A 19078-nucleotide genomic window follows, 5' to 3' on the forward strand; every position below is an offset into this window, starting at 1 on the left:
TAACTTCATTATTTTTTCAAGTTATAAAATGTGTCTTTTCCTAAGTATTGAGCTGTTGTATCTAGTTGATCCTCAATACGAAGTAATTGGTTATATTTTGCTACACGGTCTGAACGAGAAGGTGCACCAGTTTTGATTTGACCAGCGTTTGTAGCAACTGCGATATCGGCAATTGTTACATCCTCTGATTCACCAGAACGGTGAGAAATAACTGCTGTATAACCAGCACGTTTCGCCATTTCAATTGCGTCGAAAGTTTCTGTTAAAGTACCAATTTGGTTAACTTTCACAAGAATCGAGTTTCCAACACCTTGCTCAATTCCTTGAGCTAATTTTTTCGTATTTGTAACGAATAAATCATCTCCAACTAATTGAACTGTTTCACCTAATTTTTCAGTAAGTAATTTATGTCCAGCCCAGTCATTTTCATCTAGACCATCTTCGATTGAAACGATTGGATATTTAGAACAAAGTTCTTCATACCAAGCTACCATTTCTTCTGAAGTTTTAACTACACCTTCACCAGCTAAATGATATTTTCCATCTTCTTTATTGAATAATTCAGAAGCGGCAACATCCATTGCTAGAAGTACTTCTTCCCCTGGTCTATAACCTGCTCTTTCAATAGCAGTCATAATTGTAGAAAGTGCTTCTTCGTTAGATTTTAAGTTCGGAGCAAATCCGCCTTCGTCTCCAACAGCTGTGTTTAATCCAGCTTCTTGTAAAACTGCTTTTAAGCTATGGAAAATTTCAGCACCCATACGTAATGCATGACGGAATGATTCTGCTCCAACTGGCATTACCATGAATTCTTGAATGTCTACGTTATTATCAGCATGTTCTCCACCATTTACAATGTTCATCATTGGAACTGGTAGTTGTTTTGCATTGAATCCACCTAAATATTGATATAGCGGAATATCTAAATAATCTGCTGCAGCATGCGCAACGGCAATCGATACACCTAAAATTGCGTTTGCACCAAGGCTTCCTTTATTATCTGTACCATCTAGTTCGATCATCGCGTGATCAATACCAACTTGGTCAAGAACGGAAAAGTTCTCTTCTAATTCAGCCGAGATGATATTGTTTACGTTATCAATTGCTTTTAAAACACCTTTCCCTAGGTATCTAGATTTGTCACCATCACGAAGTTCTACTGCTTCATATTCACCAGTAGATGCGCCAGATGGAACGATCGCACGACCAAATGCTCCACTTTCTGTAAAAACCTCTACCTCTACTGTTGGATTCCCACGTGAATCTAATACTTCACGAGCTTGTAAATGTGTAATAATTGGCATTTTTAACTCTCCGTTTCGATTAGTGTTTTACCTGTCATTTCAGGTGGTGTTTCTATCCCTAACAAGTGTAACATGGTTGGTGCTAAATCGGCTAAAATTCCGTCAGAACGAAGCGAAATTTCTTTTTGCGTTACAATAACTGGCACTGGATTTGTCGTATGTGCAGTCATTGGTTGCCCTTCAAGCGTCGTTACTTCGTCTGAATTTCCATGGTCTGCTGTAATTATAGCTTGACCACCTTTAGCTAAAATAGCATCTACTACTTTTCCTAAACATTCATCTACTGTTTCAATTGCTTTAATCGTTGGCTCTAGCATTCCACTATGACCAACCATATCGGGATTAGCAAAGTTTAATATAATTGCGTCAAACTTATTATCCGCAATTTCTGAAAGTAGTGCTTCGGTTACTTCATACGCACTCATTTCTGGTTGCAAATCATATGTTGCCACTTTCGGCGAATTTATTAGCAGTCGCTGTTCTCCAGGGAAAGGCTCCTCGCGACTACCACTCATAAAAAATGTTACATGTGGATACTTTTCTGTTTCTGCAATGCGAAGCTGTGTTTTTCCATGCTTAGAGAGTATCTCTCCTATGGTGTTATTCAAATTACCTTTTTCAAATACCACATCTGCAACAACATCGTCACTATAGTGGGTAAACGTTACGAGCTTCAGATTTGTTGGATGCTTTTTGCTAAGTGTAAAGCTGTCGAAAGTAGGTGTATTCAGAGCCATTGATAATTGAATGGCACGATCCGGTCGGAAATTAAAGAAGATAACCGCATCTCCGGAATCGATCGTAACTGCTGGCTTTGCATTCTCTTCAATGACAAAAGGCAAAACGAACTCATCCATAACATCTTCTTCGTAAGACTGCAAAATACCAGCTGTTGCGGATTTTGCTGTTCTTCCTATCCCATCTACGAGTGCTCGGTAAGCTAGTTCCACTCGTTCCCAACGGCGATCACGATCCATCGCATAGTATCTGCCACTAATGGAAGCAAATTTTCCAACACCGATTTCTTTCATTTGCTTTTCGGTTTCTTCTACAAAACCAACTGCTGTTTGTGGTCCTACATCTCGTCCATCTAAAAAACCATGAACAAATACATCTTGTAGCCCTTGCTCTTTTGCTAGCTTCAATAAAGCAAATAAATGAGAATAATGACTGTGCACGCCACCATCCGAAAGTAATCCCATTAAATGTAGCTTACCGCCCGTTTGTTTTACATGCTCTATCGCAGCTAAAAGCTCCCGCTCTAAAAAGAATTCGCCTTCTCGAATAGACTTATGAATACGGGTTAAGTTTTGATATACAATTCTTCCCGCTCCAATATTCATATGGCCGACTTCAGAGTTCCCCATTTGTCCTTCAGGTAACCCTACTGCTTCACCGGATGCGATTAAGGTAGCATTTGCAAAGTCTTTCCAATAACGATCGTAATTTGGTTTCTTTGCTTGCGCTACCGCATTTCCGAATGATTCATGGCGTAGTCCAAAGCCATCTAATATGATTAAAGCTACTGGACTTTTAGGCATTTTGTCCAGCCTCCAATAATTTTACGAAAGAATCTACTTGTAAACTTGCTCCTCCTACTAAAGCTCCATCAATATGCTCTTTCGATAGAAGTTCTTCAATATTTTCCGGTTTCACACTGCCACCGTATTGAATACGCACCTTGCTTGCCACTTCTTCTCCAAATCCATCTAGAATCGTTTCACGAATCGCTTGGCATACATCATTTGCATCGTCTGCAGTTGCTGTTTTACCAGTGCCGATTGCCCAAATTGGCTCATAAGCGATAACGGAATTTTCCACGTTTTCTTCAGAAAGCCCTTCTAAAGCTGCCATCACTTGTGCAGATACAATATTTACTGTTTCATTTTGCTCGCGTTGTTCTAATGTTTCTCCTACACAAATAATAGGAGTTAAGTTATTTTCAAAAGCAGCCTGTACTTTTTTATGGACAGATTCATCTGTTTCATTGAAATATTGGCGTCTTTCGGAATGTCCGATTACGACATAGCTAACGCCAAGATCTTGTAGTTGGTGTCCACTAACTTCCCCAGTAAATGCACCTTCTTTTACTTCATACATTGTTTGAGCACCAATCCCGATAAACGAATCTTTTGTAGCATGTACAAGTTGATCTAAAAAAAGTGCTGGTGCACAAATAACCGTGTCCACCTTACCGCTATCTACTCGTTTCTCTTTTAACTGTTCCACAAAATCTTTTGCTTCCGAAAGTGTTTTATACATTTTCCAATTTCCTGCTAGTATAGGTTTGCGCATATAAATCTCCTCCATTACTTATCGTTTAAAGCGGATACGCCTGGTAAGTCTTTTCCTTCCATGAATTCAAGGGAAGCTCCTCCACCAGTTGAAATATGATCCATTTTATCGGCAACATCGAATTTTTCAACAGCAGCAGCAGAATCTCCACCACCAATAATCGTATAGCCTTTTGTTTCAGCCATTGCGTTTGCAACGCCTTTTGTGCCATTCGCAAAAGCGTCCATTTCAAACACACCCATCGGTCCATTCCAAATGATTAGCTTGCTGTTTTTAATGACATCTGCGTATATTGCAGTAGTTTTCGGTCCGATATCTAGTCCCATCCAATCTGATGGAATTTGGTCGATGTCTACTACTTTTGTGTTTGCATCTTTCGAAAACTCATCTGCCACTACAACATCTACAGGCATATAGAACGAAACACCTTTTTCTTTCGCTTTTTCGATGAAGCCTTTTGCTAATTCGATTTTATCTTCTTCTAATAGAGACGTTCCAATATCATGTCCTTGTGCTTTCGAGAACGTATACGATAAGCCTCCACCGATAATAATATTATCTACTCTATCTAATAAATGTTCGATTACACCGATTTTATCTTTTACTTTTGCCCCACCAATAATCGCAGTAAACGGGCGCTCTGGATTAGATAATGCTTTTCCTAAAACATCTAATTCTTTTTCCATTAATAATCCGGATACAGCCGGTAATAATTTTGCAATACCTTCAGTTGTTGCATGCGCGCGGTGTGCTGCACCAAATGCATCATTAACATATACATCTGCAAGAGATGCAAACGCTTTTGCAAGTTCAGGATCATTTTTCTCTTCGCCTGCATGGAAGCGGACATTTTCTAATAATACGACTTCCCCATTTTTCATATCAGAAACAGTTTGTGCTACTGCTTCACCAATTGATTCATCTAATTTTGTTACAGGCTTATTCAAAAGTGTCGCTAAATGCTCTCCTACTTTTGTCAAACGTAACTCTTCATTTATTTCCCCTTTTGGGCGCCCCATATGGCTAGCTAATATTACTTTCGCACCTTGTTCGATTAAATAGTTAATCGTCGGTAACGCAGCACGAATACGAGTATCGTCTGTAATAGCTCCATCTTCCATCGGCACGTTAAAGTCTACTCGACAAAACACACGCTTTCCTTGTAAAGTTACATCGCTTAATGATTGTTTTTCCTTCATGGAATAAGCCCCCTTGGTATGTATAAAAACAACTTAGTTAAATGTTGAATTTCTGTTACAAAATCAACAGTAAAATATAACTAAATATAAAAATAAGGAGCAAAGGGTAACCCTTGCTCCTTTTACCCTCTTATATTATAGAGGTTATTACGTACAAATTAAAGTCCACGCGCCGCCATAAGTAATGCAAGGTCGATACAACGAGCAGAGTAACCTGATTCGTTATCATACCAAGATAATACTTTCACCATATTATCTCCAAGTACCATCGTAGATAAACCATCTACTGTAGATGAAGCAGTATTTCCATTATAATCGATTGACACTAATGGAAGTTCGTTGAAAGCAAGAATTCCTTTTAATTCATTTTCAGAAGCTTGTCTTAATGCTGCATTTATCTCTTCTACTGTTACTTCTTTATCTAACTCAGCCACAAAGTCTACTAATGAAACATTTGGTGTTGGTACGCGGATTGCCATACCATCTAATTTTCCTTTTAGTTCAGGAAGTACTTTCGCAACTGCTGAAGCTGCTCCCGTTGTAGTTGGGATCATAGATTCTGCTGCTGCACGGGCACGACGGTAATCACTATGTGGTAAGTCTAAAATACGTTGGTCATTCGTGTACGAGTGAACAGTTGTCATCATTCCACGTTTAATACCAAATTTATCGGATAACACTTTCGCAAGTGGTGATAAACAGTTTGTTGTACAAGAAGCATTGGAAACAATATGATCTGTTGCTGGATCATATTTATCTGCATTTACACCCAGTACAAATGTAGGCATATCATCTTTTGCTGGAGCAGATAAAATAACTTTTTTCGCTCCGGCTTCGATATGTTTTCCAGCTTTTTCTTTCGTACTGAATATTCCTGTAGATTCAATTACGATATCAATTTCTAGCTCTTTCCAAGGAAGTGCAGCAGGGTCTTTTTCTGCAAGAACGCGAATTTTTTTACCGTTGACAACTAAGTAATCTCCTTCTGAAGACACCTCTGCGTTTAAAATACCGTGAACTGAATCATATTTCAATAGATGTGCAAGCATTGCAGCATCTGTTAAGTCATTTATCGCTACTACTTCTATTTCACTTTTTTCTAATGCTTCTCTAAATACTTTACGTCCAATACGTCCAAATCCATTAATCGCTAATTTTACTGTCATGTTAAATTCCTCCTAATTGGTTATGTGAAATGATGTGCATCATTTCATTTGCGGCACCTTCATCTGTTACTAAAACTGTTTGCTCCGGTGCTTGTTTAAAGTAAGACAACAATGCTTTTGCTTTTTTGACACCACCAGCAACTGCTAGTAAATGCTCTATATGTTGTAACTGTTTTAACTGAATACCAATTGTTCGAATTCGGTGAACTGCTTCACCTTGTTCATTAAAATAATAGCCAAATGCTTCACTGACAGAGCCAGCTTCTTTTAACCGTTCGATTTCAAGCTCGTTCGTATTTCTTCTACGAGCCATTTCTTCCGCATCACCAATGCCGTGAATGACGATATTCGTTCTTTCGTATAGATCCATCATTTCTTGTATAAAAGGCTCTTTCTTCATCGTAGTGTATGCCTCTTCACTCAAACTATCCGGCATATATAAGGTTCGGTAAGTTCCATTCATTTTCCCAGCAAACAGCGACGCAATTGTATTTGCTTGAAACGATACATCTTTTCCTACCCCGCCTCGAGCAGCGATAAACAATAATTGTTTCCACTTCGATGTTTCATGTACGAAATTAGTTATTGAGGCAATCGTAGAACCGCCCGTGACAGCGACTATTTTTTCGTCTGTCAAAATACTTTCCAAATACTTCGCTGCTTCTTGTGATAAAAGCGTTGCTGCATTTGTATTAGTATCTACATTTCCGGGAACAATAATTACTTCTTTAATGGATAAATATTTTGTCAGTTGTTGTTCAAGTTGTAATCTACCAGACCATACTCTTACAACTTCTTTTAAGTCGGTTAATAATTGTGTACCTTTAGGAGTTATTGCTGCTCCGTCTCTTGAAATATCGATTAAACTTTGGTTTCTCAAAGTATCTAACTCTTTTCGAGTGTCTCTTTCGGACAAACCTAGCTGTTCTCCTAAAACTCGCCTGCCAATCCCTTTGGTTAGTTGAATCGTTTGAAGTATTCGATACCTCTTTTGTAACAACTCACTCATTTCAGGTATTAGCTTTAGCTGAGCATTGAGCAATGATTCCATAATTCACTTCCTCATTGGTTGTGACATTTTTGTCCCACTTAGTTAAAAAATGTCCCACTTAGTTAAAAAAAAAGAGAATTTCTATAAATAATCATATAATATATTATGCAAATTGGCAACAATTGTGCATTACTTAGTGATAATATCGAGGTTTTAAGTGGAACTCCAAAGGATATGATCGGCAAAATGCCTCTTGCGATTTTAAGCGGAGATCTTGCGATTCGGAGGTTGCATCTTGCGATTTAGCATGGTGAACTTGCGATTCTGGACATCTATCTTGCGATTCTACTCCCCTTTCTTGCGATTCGCAGAAACGACAAAAAAATCTGGAGCATTATGGTAGTAATGCATCCAGAATTGTAACGTAATCTATTTGGCCATATTGTATTATTTCATTTTCAAATTCGACTACAGGAATCATAAGCATATATTTTTCATGCAGTTTATCGTCTTCCTCGATGTTAAATTCCTTTACTTCAAAAGCAACATCCTCTTGAACTAGCTTCAGAACTATTCTTGCATCTTCACATAAATGACAACCTGGCCTAGTGTAGAAATGGACAATCATTTGATACCATCCTTCCCAAAAATCATTTGATCCATCTTAATTATAGTCTTTTAGAACAACAAAATCGTGTTTTATTTTGCGCTAACAATAAACCATCCGCACAATTGAATTTTTAAAAGGTAAAATTAAAGCGATACTATTTATTCGTTCCTTCGTCTATAGCAATAAGGGGAGGTCAAAAGATGGAAATGGAACAGCTTTACAGAGAACACAGTGATAGAGTTTACAACTATATATATCTACTTGTCCGTCATAGAGAATTTGCCGAAGATCTCACACAAGAAACATTTTATAAAGCATATAAAGGGCTTAATACCTTTAACAAACAGGCTTCAACTGCCACCTGGCTATTAAAAATAGCGCGTAATGTAACCTATGACTATTTTCGAAGGAAAAGAGTCATCCAGTTTTTCTCCTTTGAAAAAGAGCATGATTTAGAGACAAACGCACTATCACCTGAGAGTCGTGTTGAACAAAAGGAACAGCTTGCTAGAATGTATGACTCCTTAAGTAAACTTAAAAAAGACTACCAGGAGGTCTTGCTCCTACGCAAAATACAAGAATGTTCGATTCAAGAAACAGCCTATGTACTGGGCTGGACTGAGGCAAAAGTAAAAATGAAAATGACACGAGCACTTGAGGCACTTAAAAAAGAGTTTCATCGGGAAGGAGGTCATGCAAATGGAACCATCAAAAGAATTCGATGAGCTTTTTGAGGAAATGAAAGATGTAAAGCGTTCAGAGGAAGCTAGGCGCAATACGTGGCTGGCCTTAAAGACTAGATTGGAAGCAAAGAGAAAACCAAACATAATTCCTGCATTTATTTCATTAGCAATAGTTGCAATTGCCTCTTTTCTATTCATTACTTTTTTGAATCCTTCGGAGACGGAGAAATCGGCTGAACCTCTTTCTAATGAAGAGGTTATAAAAGCAGTACTAGAGCGGGAATACACCGGCCCAGACATGGAGCTTTTGCGCTTAATAGATAATTGGTTGAATCTCCAAAGTAAAACGGATGCGAAAAACCAAGAGGAGTATGATCAACTTCTAAAATCAAAGGAATACACAGATATACAGGATTACTACCAAAACACTTTTGGGGCTTACTTTAGTGAAGGTGTTCTGGCTTCCTTAATTAATTCCAATCTTATATTCAAATATGACTATCACCTAGATAATTCGGGTATAGAGATGCATTTGGAGAACGTTGAAATTAAGCAAGAGAAAGATCATCCAAATATTTATCGCCCAGTAATAGAGGTTTCCTTAACCAATAACCAAGGCCAGAAAATTTTTCATACATTGCAAGAAGAATTTATCTTATCTACATCAGAGCCTGGAAAAATCGGGAGCTATAATGGGGTTAAAGATGGTGGAGGCCTAGAGCTTCAAAAGAAAATAGCAAACTTCAACTCATATGCAAGATAAAGGAAATACTTTATTAACTATTACATTATACGAGGATGGAGTTCTCATGTTCGCTCCAGGTTCTAACCTTGGAATTGTTGGTGACATCACTACTAATTCACATGTCATGTTTATATGAAGAGATCAAGCTGATGTTAGATGAATTTGCAGAAAATGAGCAGTTAAACAAACCAACTAATTGTTGGTTTGTTTTTATCTAGTCGAGAACGTGTTCATGCTAAACTTTTACCATTAAAAAAAGAATAACCTACGCTTATAATTTCAGTACAAACTCAGCTTCCCCTTCATTCATCTTACCTGTTTTTTGGAATCCGAAGCTTTCGTATAATTTAATGGCTACTTCATTGTCTGGCTCCGTTGATAGATAGATTGTGTCACAACTGTCTAGCTGTTTCATTTCGTCCATGATCAACTGAATGGCCTCTCTGCCGTAGCCTTTCCCCTGACAGGTATGATCAATCATTAATCGACATATCCAGTAATTCTTAGTATCTTCATCTAATCCATACATCGTGAAGCCAATCATTTTGTCATCTACCTCAATTCCTCTAACAATCCATCCCGTTTCGTAAATCGATTGCGCAATAGATAGTGCATTGGAGGCTACAAATTTTTCTACTACGGTCGCCTTCCCGTCTTCATTAGTTGTCAAAAGAACCGTACTTAGCCAGTTATCCTTATTAATCTCTACTAGTTTCATTCCCAAATCCCCCATTCATTACTTCTATATTATTTTATCATAGTAATTAAAATAATCGCATAATTGAAAGACACAAAAAAAACGCCCGTTTATGAGCGTTTTCCATTTATAATTTACCATTTACGTCCTGCTCCGCCACCTCCAGAGCTGCCGCCGCCGAATCCCCCAAAACCACCACCGGAACTTCTTCCACTTCCGCCTCCGAAGCCACCAAATCCTCCTCCGAAACTTCCTGGCCCAAACATAGTGCTAGAACGTCTTCTTCTACGAGAACCAGTTCCGCCACCACCGCCACCACCGCCACCGCCACCACCAGACATTATGGTGTATATCAGATAAATGACCACGATAATTATTATGATCGTTGAAAACGAAAATCCTCCACTTGATGCAGATGGATTTTTCGGCTCGACTAGTGCCCCGTCCCAACCGTATTCTGTAGCAACTTCATTGTAAAGCACTTGGTATGTGGAAAGTACCGCATCATCGACGGACCCTTGGTTTAGGAATGGTTTCGTATAGTCATCAATAATCCGACCTATTTTACCATCCGGTAAAGCACCTTCAAGACCTTGACCTACTCCAATATATACTTCTCGGTCACCTTGCTTTGTAGGATCTGTTTCAATTACAAGTAACACACCATTATTCTTTTCAGCATCCCCAATACCAAATTCTCTGATGACATCTACACTAAACTGATTGGCATCTTGCCCTTTCAAAGAATTAATAATCATCACAACAATTTGGGCACCTGTTGCATCATCTAATTGTTTACCCAATTGTTCTACTTGTTGCTCTGTTTCGTTTGATAGAAAGTTTTCGTAATCTTGAACATATAACTCTCCAGGAATTGGTTTTGGAATATCAGATGCTGCTGTAGCTACTAATGGAACAAAAAGAAATAAAAGTAGCGCAGCCATAAGCATTTGCGCAACTTGTTTCATCACTCTCCATCTCCTTCAAAGTCCACTACCGGAGCATCTTGTGCTGCTGCGTCTGCTTTAAAATATTCTTTTTCATCGAAGCCAAAGATGGAGGCAACAATTCTTCCTGGCATACGTTTTACTTTTTTATTGTAATCAGCAACAACGGTATTATAATCTTGTCTAGCCACAGATAAACGATTTTCCGTTCCAGCAAGTTCATCCATCAATTGACGGAAGTTAGCATCCGCTTTTAAATCAGGATAATTCTCCACGACTACTAATAATCTACTTAAAGCACCGGATAACTGATCATTTGCCGCTGCTTGTTCTTCAGGTGTACTTGCCCCTGCTAATTTGGTACGAGCATCCGCAATATTACCTAACACTTCTTTTTCATGTGAAGCAAATCCTTTTACTGTGTTCACAAGGTTCGGTATTAAATCTAAGCGTCGCTGTAATTGATTTTCCACTTGCGCATATGATTTATTTACATCTTCTTCGGCATTTACAAAGCCATTATAACTGGAGAAAAAAACACCGGCAATAATTGCAATAATAACTAAAATAATTACAATTGGTCCTATTAACTTTTTCATCTTAGTCACCTCTATTTAAGTATAGTAATAATGTACCTTTAATATTCAAATGCGAAACATACTACACCCTTCTGAAAAATACTCCATGAAATTAATCCTTTACATGAAAAAAACACGTAGAAATATGATTACAAACCATTTCTACGCGTTTAGTGAATTTATTATACCCAAAAACCTAAAATTAACCCCATTATCATAAAGGTAATTACATGATACCCTGCATTAATCAAAAATAATTTTAATGACTTTCTTTCAAATAAATACGTTATTCCCATCGCGGTTGCTACCCAAAAGAGTCCAGCCATGAATCCGGCCATCGCACCCATTGTAGCTGTTCTTTCCGGTCCTAAAAATAGAGCAAGTACAAAGGAAATGATTAACGAAAATATGAGGGAACCTCCAAAGATCTTTGCCATATTACTATTTCTCAATTTTTCTTCATCAAAACCGTTTTCCTCCATCCAAGCCTTTGCAAAGAAGACGGAATACCAAAGACCCCCAATAACGAATGCAGATAATCCTGCTACTAAAACTGCTAAATAATTTATTGACTCTAATGACTGTTGAAAATCCATTTCATACTCCCTTTCTATCTCAATAAGTTCCTACCAATTCTATCTAAACTTACTATACCGATTTAAATCAAAACTGTATTGTAAGAAATGGACATTCTTACTATAGAAAGTTACTCGCCTTTTTTGCTTTTTCGGTATACTCACCTGGGGTCATCCCAGAAAAACGTTTGAATTCTTTATTAAAATGCGCTTGATCATAATAACCTAGTTCAGATATTAAATCTGAAATAGTAAGAGATGAATGATTATTATACAAATAGGAGAAAGACTTTTCAAAACGGAAAATTTGCGCCAGTAGCTTAGGATTAATTCCTGTTTGATCCTTAAACAATCGATTAAAATGCCTTTGTGTAAAGCCTAAAGAGGTTGCTATCTCAGGGAGTAGTATAGCCTCCTCCCCTTTGATCTGCTTAATAGCATTTGCAACCATCTGATTATGTTTGGTTTTACCTTCATCTATTTTTCGGATTAAAAATTGATCAAGAAGAAAGTAGATTTGCTCTTTGTCTTTCGCCATACAAAGTGCCTCGTAAATTTCATCTTGAAAAGTTCCCCAGAAGGCATCTAAATTTTCTACCTGATTTACTGTTTCATGTATTGGTATATTGAAGAATGGAAAAATTCCATATGGGTAAAATCGAACACCGACTAAGTTTGAACTTCCACTATATTGAATATGTAAGGGCTCATGATGGATACCAGATATCCAAGCTTGTTTCACTTTATGTGTTTTTCTGTTAATCACTTTATAGTTACCTTCTAGGGCAAAGATCATTTCTATTTTCCCATTCGGTAAAATCGTTTCCGTCTTCTTAGCTACATCTTTAAATTCAACGTACCAATAACACTCAATCCAGGGTTTCAATAATTTATTTGGCTGTTTCATTCCAATATTCATTAGGCTATATTCTCCTTAAATAATTTCAAAGAATGATCATTTATAGTAAAGATAGTGGATATCTATAAGGAAGTGTTTATAAGGCAATGACCACCACGAAGACTCCTGTGGGAACAGCTTGAGCTGAAGACCCCGCAGGAACGCTTGAGGAAGGAAGGCTAAGAACGCCGCGTCCTGCGGCAACGCCTTCATGACCAACCTCGTGTTGGCCCGAGGCTGAAGCCAAGCCCACGGAAAGCGAAGTGGTGGTCCTTGCCGATTTTATACAACTCTATGCACCCAAGATGGGTTTTTCTTCAATCTGAAACAGACCTGTTTAATATTTCGTCTGTTTATTATCCATTTAAATTTCACAAGAAATGCACATAAGTATTCCATTTTACACTTAGCTGTTGCTAGTTAGGTTCTTCCCCTTTCAATTTTATAAAGAAAAAATCCGTAAACGTTAATGTGATAACGTTTACGGATTCTTTCTCAACATCATATACGATTACTTATTATGCCCTCGGCGAGGATCGAACTCACATTTAAAGCTTCGGAGGCTTCCGTGTTATCCATTACACTACGAGGACTAGCGACTTATATATTATACAAATGAAATCAAAATAATTCAACCAATCTTTTTGATGCTTAATATTTGACCTTCCTTGACCTTAATGTGTATGATAAAGTTACAACTGAGATATACTTTTCAGTAATCAACTTACAATACCACCTTTGAAGGAGGCAAACAGGATGAATTTAATTCCTACAGTAATTGAACAAACAAATCGTGGAGAACGTGCGTATGATATTTATTCACGATTATTAAAAGACCGTATTATTATGCTTGGAAGCGGCATTGATGACAATGTTGCAAACTCTATCGTTGCCCAACTATTATTTTTGGAAGCAGAAGATCCAGAGAAGGATATTTCCATCTATATTAATAGCCCAGGCGGAAGCATTACAGCTGGTATGGCAATCTATGACACAATGCAGTTCATCAAACCGGATGTTCAAACAATTTGTATCGGTATGGCTGCTTCTATGGGAGCATTCCTTCTTACAGCGGGAACAAAAGGAAAACGTTATGCACTTCCTAACGCTGAAGTAATGATTCACCAACCACTTGGTGGAGCACAAGGGCAAGCAACGGAAATCGAAATTGCAGCAAAACGTATTTTATTCTTACGTGACAAGTTAAACAATATTATGGCAGAGCGTACTGGTCAACCGATTGAAGTCGTTTCAAGAGATACAGATCGCGATAACTTCATGACTGCTGAACGTGCAAAAGAATATGGTCTAATCGATCATATTATCGATCGCAGTGAAATGAAAAAAGCATAATGAAAATTGTACCCAAGGAAAGTTTATTTTCCTTGGGTATTTTTATGAGAAATACACCTTAGTGCAACAAAACATTTACTAAACGAGACATACCTATTCATGAAAACGAAATACAAAAATAATAAGGGCCACCACAATGTCAAAAATGACTTACCTGAGATAGCCCCTTTCTATTATTCCTCGTTAGAGATAAACTTTGCTAACGTTTCTACCGCTTCTTCCTCATCTGAACCTTCCGCACTCAAGTTTACAGTAATTCCTTTGCTTATTGCTAAGCTCATAATTCCCATAATGCTTTTAGCGTTTACTTTTTTCTCATCTTTTTCTAAATATACATCGGCAATATAACGATTTGCCTCTTGCACAAACAATGCTGCTTGTCGTGCTTGTAACCCTGCTGGTAATTTCACTTCGACTCGTTTTTCAGTCATCATTATTACGCTCCATTTCACTAAATTGTTTCGCCTCTACGAAGTGCATCTGCGAGTTCATCTATTTTCCGTAATCGATGGTTAATACCGGATTTACTAACACTTCCAGTGGAAACCATTTCCCCTAGTTCTTTTAATGTTACATCTTGATATTCTACACGTAAACGTGCTATTTCCCGTAGTTTGTCCGGTAATCGATCGAGACCGACCGAGCTTTCTATATATCGTATATTCTCAACTTGACGAATAGCTGCACTAATCGTCTTATTTAGATTAGCTGTTTCACAGTTAACTAAACGATTGACGCTATTTCTCATATCTCGGATAATACGGACGTCTTCAAATTTTAACAATGCACTGTGAGCCCCTGCAATACTTAAGAAATCAGAAATTTTTTCTGCTTCTTTCAAATATGCAACAAAGCCTTTTTTCCGTTCTATCGTTTTTGCATTTAACTCAAAACCATTCATCAATTCTACTAATGCATCACTATGTGTTTTGTATAATGAATAAATTTCTAAATGATAAGAAGACGTTTCCGGATTATTAACTGACCCTCCAGCTAAAAAAGCACCTCTTAAATAAGCGCGCTTACAGCAATTCTTTTTTACTAGTTCTTTCGATATAGAATATTCAAATTGAAAATGATCTTTCAATATTTGTAAATCTTCTAGTAACTCTTTCGATCCTTCTCGGATACGACAGATATAAATATTATTTTTTTTCAATCTCATTTTTTTTCGAACAAGCAATTCTACTTGCAACGAATATAATGTTTTTATCAATGTGTACAATCTTCTAGCGATTGCAGCATTTTCAGTTTGCACGTCTAAACTAAACGCCTTATTGCTAAATGAGAGAGATCCGTTCATTCGAATAAGGGCTGATAGTTCGGCTTTTGCACAACATGGTTTGGACTCTTCTTGCGTCATTTCTTTTTTTGTTTCAGAAGCAAACGACATAATCCGTTTCCCCCTTTCTAGCTAACGATTACCATAACTTATTATGTAATTTTACTAGTAATCATTTACGCATATTCTACAAGCCATTTCGCTACTTTCATCGCATCATGACGCACTGCGCCACCATGGACGATGGAAATGTCTTTTTTCACGACTTTTAAGTTTAATGTTTCTAGTTCCTCTATATCTATTTTGACAGGAGATGCTTTTTCCTGCTTGTATAAATATTGCACATTTTCAGGAATTTCTTCATTGCTTATTAAAACTGCATCTAAGAAATTTTCACCTACATGATCAACTAGAGCGTTGACATGATCGAATGCAGTATAATCACTCGTTTCCCCGGCCTGTGTCATTAAATTACAAATATATACTTTCTTCGCTTTTGAACAGATTATTGCCTCTTTTATACCTTGCACCAATAAATTCGGTAAAATACTAGTATATAGGCTTCCAGGTCCAATTGCGATAATATCGGCTTCTCGTATCGTATTAATAGTTTCTGGTAACGGTTTCACATCAGATGGCGAAATAAATACCTTTTCTATTTTCTTTCCATATGATGGAATTTTAGATTCCCCACTTACAATTGTTTGATCTTCAAATCGTGCATGAAGTGTCACTAATTGATTGGCTGCAGGAAGAACCTTTCCATGAACCTTTAATACACGGCTCATTTCACTAATGGCATTAGCAAAATCACCTGTAATAGAAGTTAACGCTGCTAGCATTAAATTTCCTAAAGAATGGCCTTTAAGCTCTTCTGATTTCGAAAAACGATACTGGAACATTTCTTCCACTAGAGGTTCTACATCCGAAAGTGCTGCTAACACATTCCGAACATCCCCAGGCGGTGGAATATCATAATCGTCCCGCAATCGACCTGAACTTCCGCCATCATCTGCTACAGTGACAATCGCTGTAATGTCGAGTGGGAATTTCTTCAAACCACGAAGCAATGTAGATAGTCCCGTACCACCACCAATAATAACTATTTTCTTACGGTGTTTTGTACGCTCCATTCCTTCATTCCTTTCTTATCGTAACATCTCTATGTGTGATAACCGTTTTATCTTCAGCTTTTAATAGTTTACCAAAGTATTCAGCCAATGTAACGGATCTATGTTGTCCACCCGTACAACCAAATGCAATGATTAGCTGCGTTTTACCTTCTCGTTTATACTGTGGAATCATAAACAAAAACAAATCGGTTAGCTTTTCGATTAATGTCTTTGTATCGGCCCATTTTAGTACATAACTAGATACCTCTTCATCTAGGCCTGATTTCAACTTGAGCTCTTCAATATAGAACGGATTGGGGAGAAAACGTACATCAAATACTAAATCCGCATCGATCGGGATTCCATGTTTAAACCCAAAAGACATTATGTTCACAGTAAATACTTTACTACCTTTTGACGAAAATTCATCTTGTATTTTTTCCCTTAACTTACGGGGCTTCATCGTAGATGTATTATAAATAAATTGAGCTCTTCCTTTTAACTCGGAAAGTAACTCTCTTTCTTTTTTTATCCCGTCAAGTGGTAGACCAGAATTAGCTAGTGGATGAGAGCGTCTAGTCTCTTTATATCTTCTAACCAATACTTCATCATTTGCATCTAGAAATAATACTTTTGGAGTTACAGTTGTTGCTTCTTGAAGCTGATTAACCGATTCAACTAGAGAATGGAACATTTCGCCACCTCTTAAATCCATTACTGCTGCAATATTTCGAGGTTGTTTATTGGAATCGATCATTAGCTTTATGAATGTACTTAAAAGCTCCGGTGGCAAATTATCAATACAATAGTACCCAAGATCTTCAAAACTTTGAATGGCAACTGTCTTACCTGCTCCAGACATTCCTGTAATAATGACCACTTCTGTTTCCGGCTTTTGTGTACTATCCATTGTTTACTTCTCCCTCCGATGAATGCTGAATCGTTTCTGTTATCAATGAAAAATCAGGTGTGTAAATAAATGTTCCATATTGCATTCCCTTTTCTTGCACAGCAAATAACAAGTTTGTTCGATCCCCTTCAGCCATTGGAAGCGTACGTAAAGCTTCCACCGGATGCCATTCTAAAATACCTTCTCTCGTTTCATGAAACGGTGTGCCTTCCAAGTCCTTCGCAACAAAAGTGAATAACATCCACTCATCTATTTGTTTACCATCTTCTTCGATCACCATCGTGTAAATTCCTTTTAAATGCGGTTCAATAGGTTTAGCATTCGTTTCCTCAGTAAACTCTCGAATAGCAGAAACGAAGATAGATTCTCCTACTTCCATCTTCCCACCTGGAGCTACATACCAGTTTCTCCTAGGCTTTTTTAATAAAAGAACTTTTCCATCTTTACATATAAGTAAATTTGCGATTCTTTGCACGAATTGTCACTCCGCATCTTTTCATCTGTTAATAATTTTATTATACATTAATTTTCACAAAAAGAGGCTGCTTCACGATTAAAATCGCGAAACAGCCTGTTCAACTATTTCTTATATAAAAAGGGGGGTCAATTTATATTTCTAACTATACGCTATAATTGTTTCAAGCAGGTTACAAATCGATTAAGAAATAATTAAATTCAGACTATTGTTACTGACATATAAGTATATAAATTTGAAGCCTGTTGCTCCCCTAAACACATAAGTAAATAGGCAAATTAAAAATACTAATTTTAAGCGTTCGTCGCCGTTTTTTCTTTTACATTTTCAATATAATGTTGCACGGCTTGTGCTGCGATACTTCCGTCCCCAGTTGCCGTTACAATTTGACGAAGCATTTTATCACGTACATCCCCTGCACCAAAAATTCCAGGTACAGCTGTTTCCATTCTTTCGTTCGTTACGATATATCCGTTTTCGTTTAAAATTCCTAAATTTGAAAATGGTTTTGTTAATGGAAGCATACCAACATATACAAAAACTCCATCTGTTTCGAACTCTCTTTCAGACCCATCTACAGTTGAAACTAATGTTACACTTCCCACTTTACCATTTTTGCCGTGAATTTCTTTTAACGTTGTATTCCAGATAAAGTCGATTTTTTCGTTTGCAAATGCTCGGTCTTGTAAAATTTTCTGCGCACGCAACTCATCACGACGGTGAACAATCGTTACTTTATCCGCGAATTTTGTTAAAAATGCACCTTCTTCAACAGCGGAATCTCCCCCACCGACTACGACTAGGTTTTTTCCTTTAAAGAATGCACCATCACAAACTGCGCAATAACTTACGCCGCGTCCGCCAAGTTCACTTTCGCCTGGAATCCCCATTTTTTTGTACTCCGCACCGGATGAAATAATTACAGCAAGTGCTTTATATTCTTTTCCACTCACTTTAACTGTTTTATAAACTTCCCCGTCCACGATTTCAGATACGTCTCCATATGCATATTCTGCACCGAATTTTTTCGCATGATCAAACATTTTTGTCGAAAGTTCCGGCCCTAAAATCATTTCAAAACCTGGGTAGTTTTCGACCTCTTCTGTATTCGCCATTTGACCACCAGGAATACCTCGTTCGATCATTAAAGTAGAAAGATTCGCACGGGAAGTATAAACAGCGGCAGTCATCCCTGCAGGACCTGCTCCGATTATTATCACATCATAAATTTTTTCTTCAGTCATCTGACATTCCTCCT

General features: G+C 37.6%; 22 protein-coding genes and 1 tRNA gene. 4 read left to right on the forward strand and 19 right to left on the reverse strand.

Annotated elements, in window-relative coordinates:
• Nucleotides 1-8: 8 nt before the first annotated feature.
• The 6 genes from eno to BMZ04_RS11325 all read right to left on the reverse strand — a co-directional run bounded on the left by eno (nucleotide 9) and on the right by BMZ04_RS11325 (nucleotide 7015).
• Nucleotides 9-1304, reverse strand: coding sequence for a phosphopyruvate hydratase (gene eno, locus BMZ04_RS11300; protein WP_093270077.1), 1296 nt, complete (start codon nucleotides 1302-1304; stop codon nucleotides 9-11).
• 2 nt (nucleotides 1305-1306) lie between these two features.
• Entirely contained in the window at nucleotides 1307-2845 is a 1539-nt protein-coding gene (gpmI, locus tag BMZ04_RS11305) for a 2,3-bisphosphoglycerate-independent phosphoglycerate mutase (RefSeq protein ID WP_093270080.1), read from the reverse strand.
• On the reverse strand, nucleotides 2838-3599 hold the full coding sequence (tpiA, locus tag BMZ04_RS11310; protein ID WP_093270083.1) for a triose-phosphate isomerase: 762 nt from the start codon (nucleotides 3597-3599) through the stop codon (nucleotides 2838-2840). Before tpiA ends, gpmI begins: the two co-directional genes overlap by 8 nt.
• A gap of 14 nt (nucleotides 3600-3613) precedes the next feature.
• A complete protein-coding gene (gene pgk / locus BMZ04_RS11315) occupies nucleotides 3614-4798 on the reverse strand; it encodes a phosphoglycerate kinase (RefSeq protein WP_093270086.1) in 1185 nt (394 codons plus the stop codon).
• A gap of 158 nt (nucleotides 4799-4956) precedes the next feature.
• Entirely contained in the window at nucleotides 4957-5964 is a 1008-nt protein-coding gene (gap, locus tag BMZ04_RS11320; RefSeq protein ID WP_093270089.1) for a type I glyceraldehyde-3-phosphate dehydrogenase, read from the reverse strand.
• A 1-nt stretch (nucleotide 5965) separates the two neighbouring features.
• Nucleotides 5966-7015: a sugar-binding transcriptional regulator gene (locus BMZ04_RS11325; RefSeq protein ID WP_093270092.1), complete on the reverse strand. Its 1050-nt coding sequence runs from the start codon at nucleotides 7013-7015 to the stop codon at nucleotides 5966-5968.
• Between the two features lie 105 nt (nucleotides 7016-7120).
• Between BMZ04_RS11325 and BMZ04_RS22395 the strand changes: the two genes are divergently transcribed.
• Nucleotides 7121-7261, forward strand: a complete 141-nt coding sequence (locus BMZ04_RS22395) for a hypothetical protein (RefSeq protein ID WP_177184419.1) — start codon at nucleotides 7121-7123, stop codon at nucleotides 7259-7261.
• An 88-nt stretch (nucleotides 7262-7349) separates the two neighbouring features.
• Here the strand turns inward: BMZ04_RS22395 and BMZ04_RS11330 are convergent, their stop codons facing one another.
• Nucleotides 7350-7583: a glutaredoxin family protein gene (locus tag BMZ04_RS11330; RefSeq protein WP_093270093.1), complete on the reverse strand. Its 234-nt coding sequence runs from the start codon at nucleotides 7581-7583 to the stop codon at nucleotides 7350-7352.
• Nucleotides 7584-7765: 182 nt separating this feature from the next.
• Here BMZ04_RS11330 and BMZ04_RS11335 point away from each other — a divergent pair, with 182 nt between their 5' ends.
• The gene (locus BMZ04_RS11335) at nucleotides 7766-8290 is read left to right on the forward strand and encodes an RNA polymerase sigma factor (RefSeq protein ID WP_093270096.1); all 525 of its coding nucleotides are present in this window, start codon (nucleotides 7766-7768) and stop codon (nucleotides 8288-8290) included.
• A complete protein-coding gene (locus BMZ04_RS11340) occupies nucleotides 8265-9011 on the forward strand; it encodes a hypothetical protein (RefSeq protein WP_093270100.1) in 747 nt (248 codons plus the stop codon). Before BMZ04_RS11335 ends, BMZ04_RS11340 begins: the two co-directional genes overlap by 26 nt.
• 253 nt (nucleotides 9012-9264) lie before the next feature.
• On the opposite strand, the gene BMZ04_RS11345 is transcribed toward BMZ04_RS11340, so the two are convergent.
• The 6 genes from BMZ04_RS11345 to BMZ04_RS11370 form a co-directional block, all read right to left on the reverse strand.
• Nucleotides 9265-9711: a GNAT family N-acetyltransferase gene (locus BMZ04_RS11345; RefSeq protein ID WP_255367901.1), complete on the reverse strand. Its 447-nt coding sequence runs from the start codon at nucleotides 9709-9711 to the stop codon at nucleotides 9265-9267.
• A gap of 113 nt (nucleotides 9712-9824) precedes the next feature.
• Entirely contained in the window at nucleotides 9825-10658 is an 834-nt protein-coding gene (locus BMZ04_RS11350) for a TPM domain-containing protein (RefSeq protein ID WP_093270104.1), read from the reverse strand.
• The gene (locus tag BMZ04_RS11355; RefSeq protein ID WP_093270107.1) at nucleotides 10658-11236 is read right to left on the reverse strand and encodes a LemA family protein; all 579 of its coding nucleotides are present in this window, start codon (nucleotides 11234-11236) and stop codon (nucleotides 10658-10660) included. The genes BMZ04_RS11350 and BMZ04_RS11355 overlap by 1 nt, the downstream gene beginning before the upstream one ends.
• 161 nt (nucleotides 11237-11397) lie before the next feature.
• Nucleotides 11398-11811, reverse strand: a complete 414-nt coding sequence (locus BMZ04_RS11360; RefSeq protein ID WP_093270111.1) for a DUF1761 domain-containing protein — start codon at nucleotides 11809-11811, stop codon at nucleotides 11398-11400.
• A gap of 100 nt (nucleotides 11812-11911) precedes the next feature.
• A complete protein-coding gene (locus BMZ04_RS11365; protein WP_093270114.1) occupies nucleotides 11912-12709 on the reverse strand; it encodes a helix-turn-helix domain-containing protein in 798 nt (265 codons plus the stop codon).
• 500 nt (nucleotides 12710-13209) lie between these two features.
• Nucleotides 13210-13281, reverse strand: a tRNA-Arg gene (locus tag BMZ04_RS11370).
• A gap of 163 nt (nucleotides 13282-13444) precedes the next feature.
• On the opposite strand from BMZ04_RS11370, the gene clpP reads away from it, so the two are divergent.
• Complete coding sequence (gene clpP / locus BMZ04_RS11375) at nucleotides 13445-14041, forward strand: ATP-dependent Clp endopeptidase proteolytic subunit ClpP (RefSeq protein ID WP_093270119.1); 597 nt, start codon at nucleotides 13445-13447, stop codon at nucleotides 14039-14041.
• A 173-nt stretch (nucleotides 14042-14214) separates the two neighbouring features.
• On the opposite strand, the gene BMZ04_RS11380 is transcribed toward clpP, so the two are convergent.
• The 6 genes from BMZ04_RS11380 to trxB all read right to left on the reverse strand — a co-directional run bounded on the left by BMZ04_RS11380 (nucleotide 14215) and on the right by trxB (nucleotide 19064).
• Nucleotides 14215-14472, reverse strand: a complete 258-nt coding sequence (locus tag BMZ04_RS11380; RefSeq protein ID WP_093270684.1) for an HPr family phosphocarrier protein — start codon at nucleotides 14470-14472, stop codon at nucleotides 14215-14217.
• Between the two features lie 20 nt (nucleotides 14473-14492).
• Nucleotides 14493-15434 carry a DNA-binding protein WhiA gene (gene whiA / locus BMZ04_RS11385; RefSeq protein WP_093270122.1) on the reverse strand — a complete coding sequence of 314 codons (942 nt, stop codon included), beginning with the start codon at nucleotides 15432-15434 and terminating at the stop codon, nucleotides 14493-14495.
• A 65-nt stretch (nucleotides 15435-15499) separates the two neighbouring features.
• Nucleotides 15500-16456 carry a gluconeogenesis factor YvcK family protein gene (gene yvcK, locus BMZ04_RS11390; protein ID WP_093270125.1) on the reverse strand — a complete coding sequence of 319 codons (957 nt, stop codon included), beginning with the start codon at nucleotides 16454-16456 and terminating at the stop codon, nucleotides 15500-15502.
• Between the two features lie 4 nt (nucleotides 16457-16460).
• A complete protein-coding gene (gene rapZ, locus BMZ04_RS11395; protein ID WP_093270128.1) occupies nucleotides 16461-17345 on the reverse strand; it encodes an RNase adapter RapZ in 885 nt (294 codons plus the stop codon).
• Nucleotides 17338-17820, reverse strand: a complete 483-nt coding sequence (locus BMZ04_RS11400) for an NUDIX domain-containing protein (protein ID WP_093270131.1) — start codon at nucleotides 17818-17820, stop codon at nucleotides 17338-17340. The genes rapZ and BMZ04_RS11400 overlap by 8 nt, the downstream gene beginning before the upstream one ends.
• A 293-nt stretch (nucleotides 17821-18113) precedes the next feature.
• Nucleotides 18114-19064, reverse strand: a complete 951-nt coding sequence (gene trxB, locus BMZ04_RS11405) for a thioredoxin-disulfide reductase (RefSeq protein ID WP_093270135.1) — start codon at nucleotides 19062-19064, stop codon at nucleotides 18114-18116.
• Nucleotides 19065-19078 lie beyond the last annotated feature (14 nt).

Origin of the sequence: Psychrobacillus sp. OK032 (assembly GCF_900111345.1) — a bacterium.
Lineage (GTDB): Bacteria > Bacillota > Bacilli > Bacillales_A > Planococcaceae > Psychrobacillus.

Excerpts from the sequence above, each read along its gene's own strand:
- gap (WP_093270089.1), bottom strand. The coding sequence starts at position 5,964 with ATGACAGTAAAATTAGCGATTAATGGATTTGGACGTATTGGACGTAAA.
- BMZ04_RS11365 (WP_093270114.1), bottom strand. The coding sequence starts at position 12,709 with ATGAATATTGGAATGAAACAGCCAAATAAATTATTGAAACCCTGGATT.
- BMZ04_RS11325 (WP_093270092.1), bottom strand. The coding sequence starts at position 7,015 with ATGGAATCATTGCTCAATGCTCAGCTAAAGCTAATACCTGAAATGAGT.
- yvcK (WP_093270125.1), bottom strand. The coding sequence starts at position 16,456 with ATGGAGCGTACAAAACACCGTAAGAAAATAGTTATTATTGGTGGTGGT.
- BMZ04_RS11345 (WP_255367901.1), bottom strand. The coding sequence starts at position 9,711 with ATGAAACTAGTAGAGATTAATAAGGATAACTGGCTAAGTACGGTTCTT.
- BMZ04_RS11380 (WP_093270684.1), bottom strand. The coding sequence starts at position 14,472 with ATGACTGAAAAACGAGTCGAAGTGAAATTACCAGCAGGGTTACAAGCA.
- BMZ04_RS11355 (WP_093270107.1), bottom strand. The coding sequence starts at position 11,236 with ATGAAAAAGTTAATAGGACCAATTGTAATTATTTTAGTTATTATTGCA.
- BMZ04_RS11340 (WP_093270100.1), top strand. The coding sequence starts at position 8,265 with ATGGAACCATCAAAAGAATTCGATGAGCTTTTTGAGGAAATGAAAGAT.
- eno (WP_093270077.1), bottom strand. The coding sequence starts at position 1,304 with ATGCCAATTATTACACATTTACAAGCTCGTGAAGTATTAGATTCACGT.
- BMZ04_RS22395 (WP_177184419.1), top strand. The coding sequence starts at position 7,121 with ATGCAAATTGGCAACAATTGTGCATTACTTAGTGATAATATCGAGGTT.
- whiA (WP_093270122.1), bottom strand. The coding sequence starts at position 15,434 with ATGTCGTTTGCTTCTGAAACAAAAAAAGAAATGACGCAAGAAGAGTCC.
- rapZ (WP_093270128.1), bottom strand. The coding sequence starts at position 17,345 with ATGGATAGTACACAAAAGCCGGAAACAGAAGTGGTCATTATTACAGGA.
- BMZ04_RS11360 (WP_093270111.1), bottom strand. The coding sequence starts at position 11,811 with ATGGATTTTCAACAGTCATTAGAGTCAATAAATTATTTAGCAGTTTTA.
- clpP (WP_093270119.1), top strand. The coding sequence starts at position 13,445 with ATGAATTTAATTCCTACAGTAATTGAACAAACAAATCGTGGAGAACGT.
- pgk (WP_093270086.1), bottom strand. The coding sequence starts at position 4,798 with ATGAAGGAAAAACAATCATTAAGCGATGTAACTTTACAAGGAAAGCGT.
- trxB (WP_093270135.1), bottom strand. The coding sequence starts at position 19,064 with ATGACTGAAGAAAAAATTTATGATGTGATAATAATCGGAGCAGGTCCT.
- BMZ04_RS11350 (WP_093270104.1), bottom strand. The coding sequence starts at position 10,658 with ATGAAACAAGTTGCGCAAATGCTTATGGCTGCGCTACTTTTATTTCTT.
- gpmI (WP_093270080.1), bottom strand. The coding sequence starts at position 2,845 with ATGCCTAAAAGTCCAGTAGCTTTAATCATATTAGATGGCTTTGGACTA.
- tpiA (WP_093270083.1), bottom strand. The coding sequence starts at position 3,599 with ATGCGCAAACCTATACTAGCAGGAAATTGGAAAATGTATAAAACACTT.
- BMZ04_RS11330 (WP_093270093.1), bottom strand. The coding sequence starts at position 7,583 with ATGATTGTCCATTTCTACACTAGGCCAGGTTGTCATTTATGTGAAGAT.
- BMZ04_RS11335 (WP_093270096.1), top strand. The coding sequence starts at position 7,766 with ATGGAAATGGAACAGCTTTACAGAGAACACAGTGATAGAGTTTACAAC.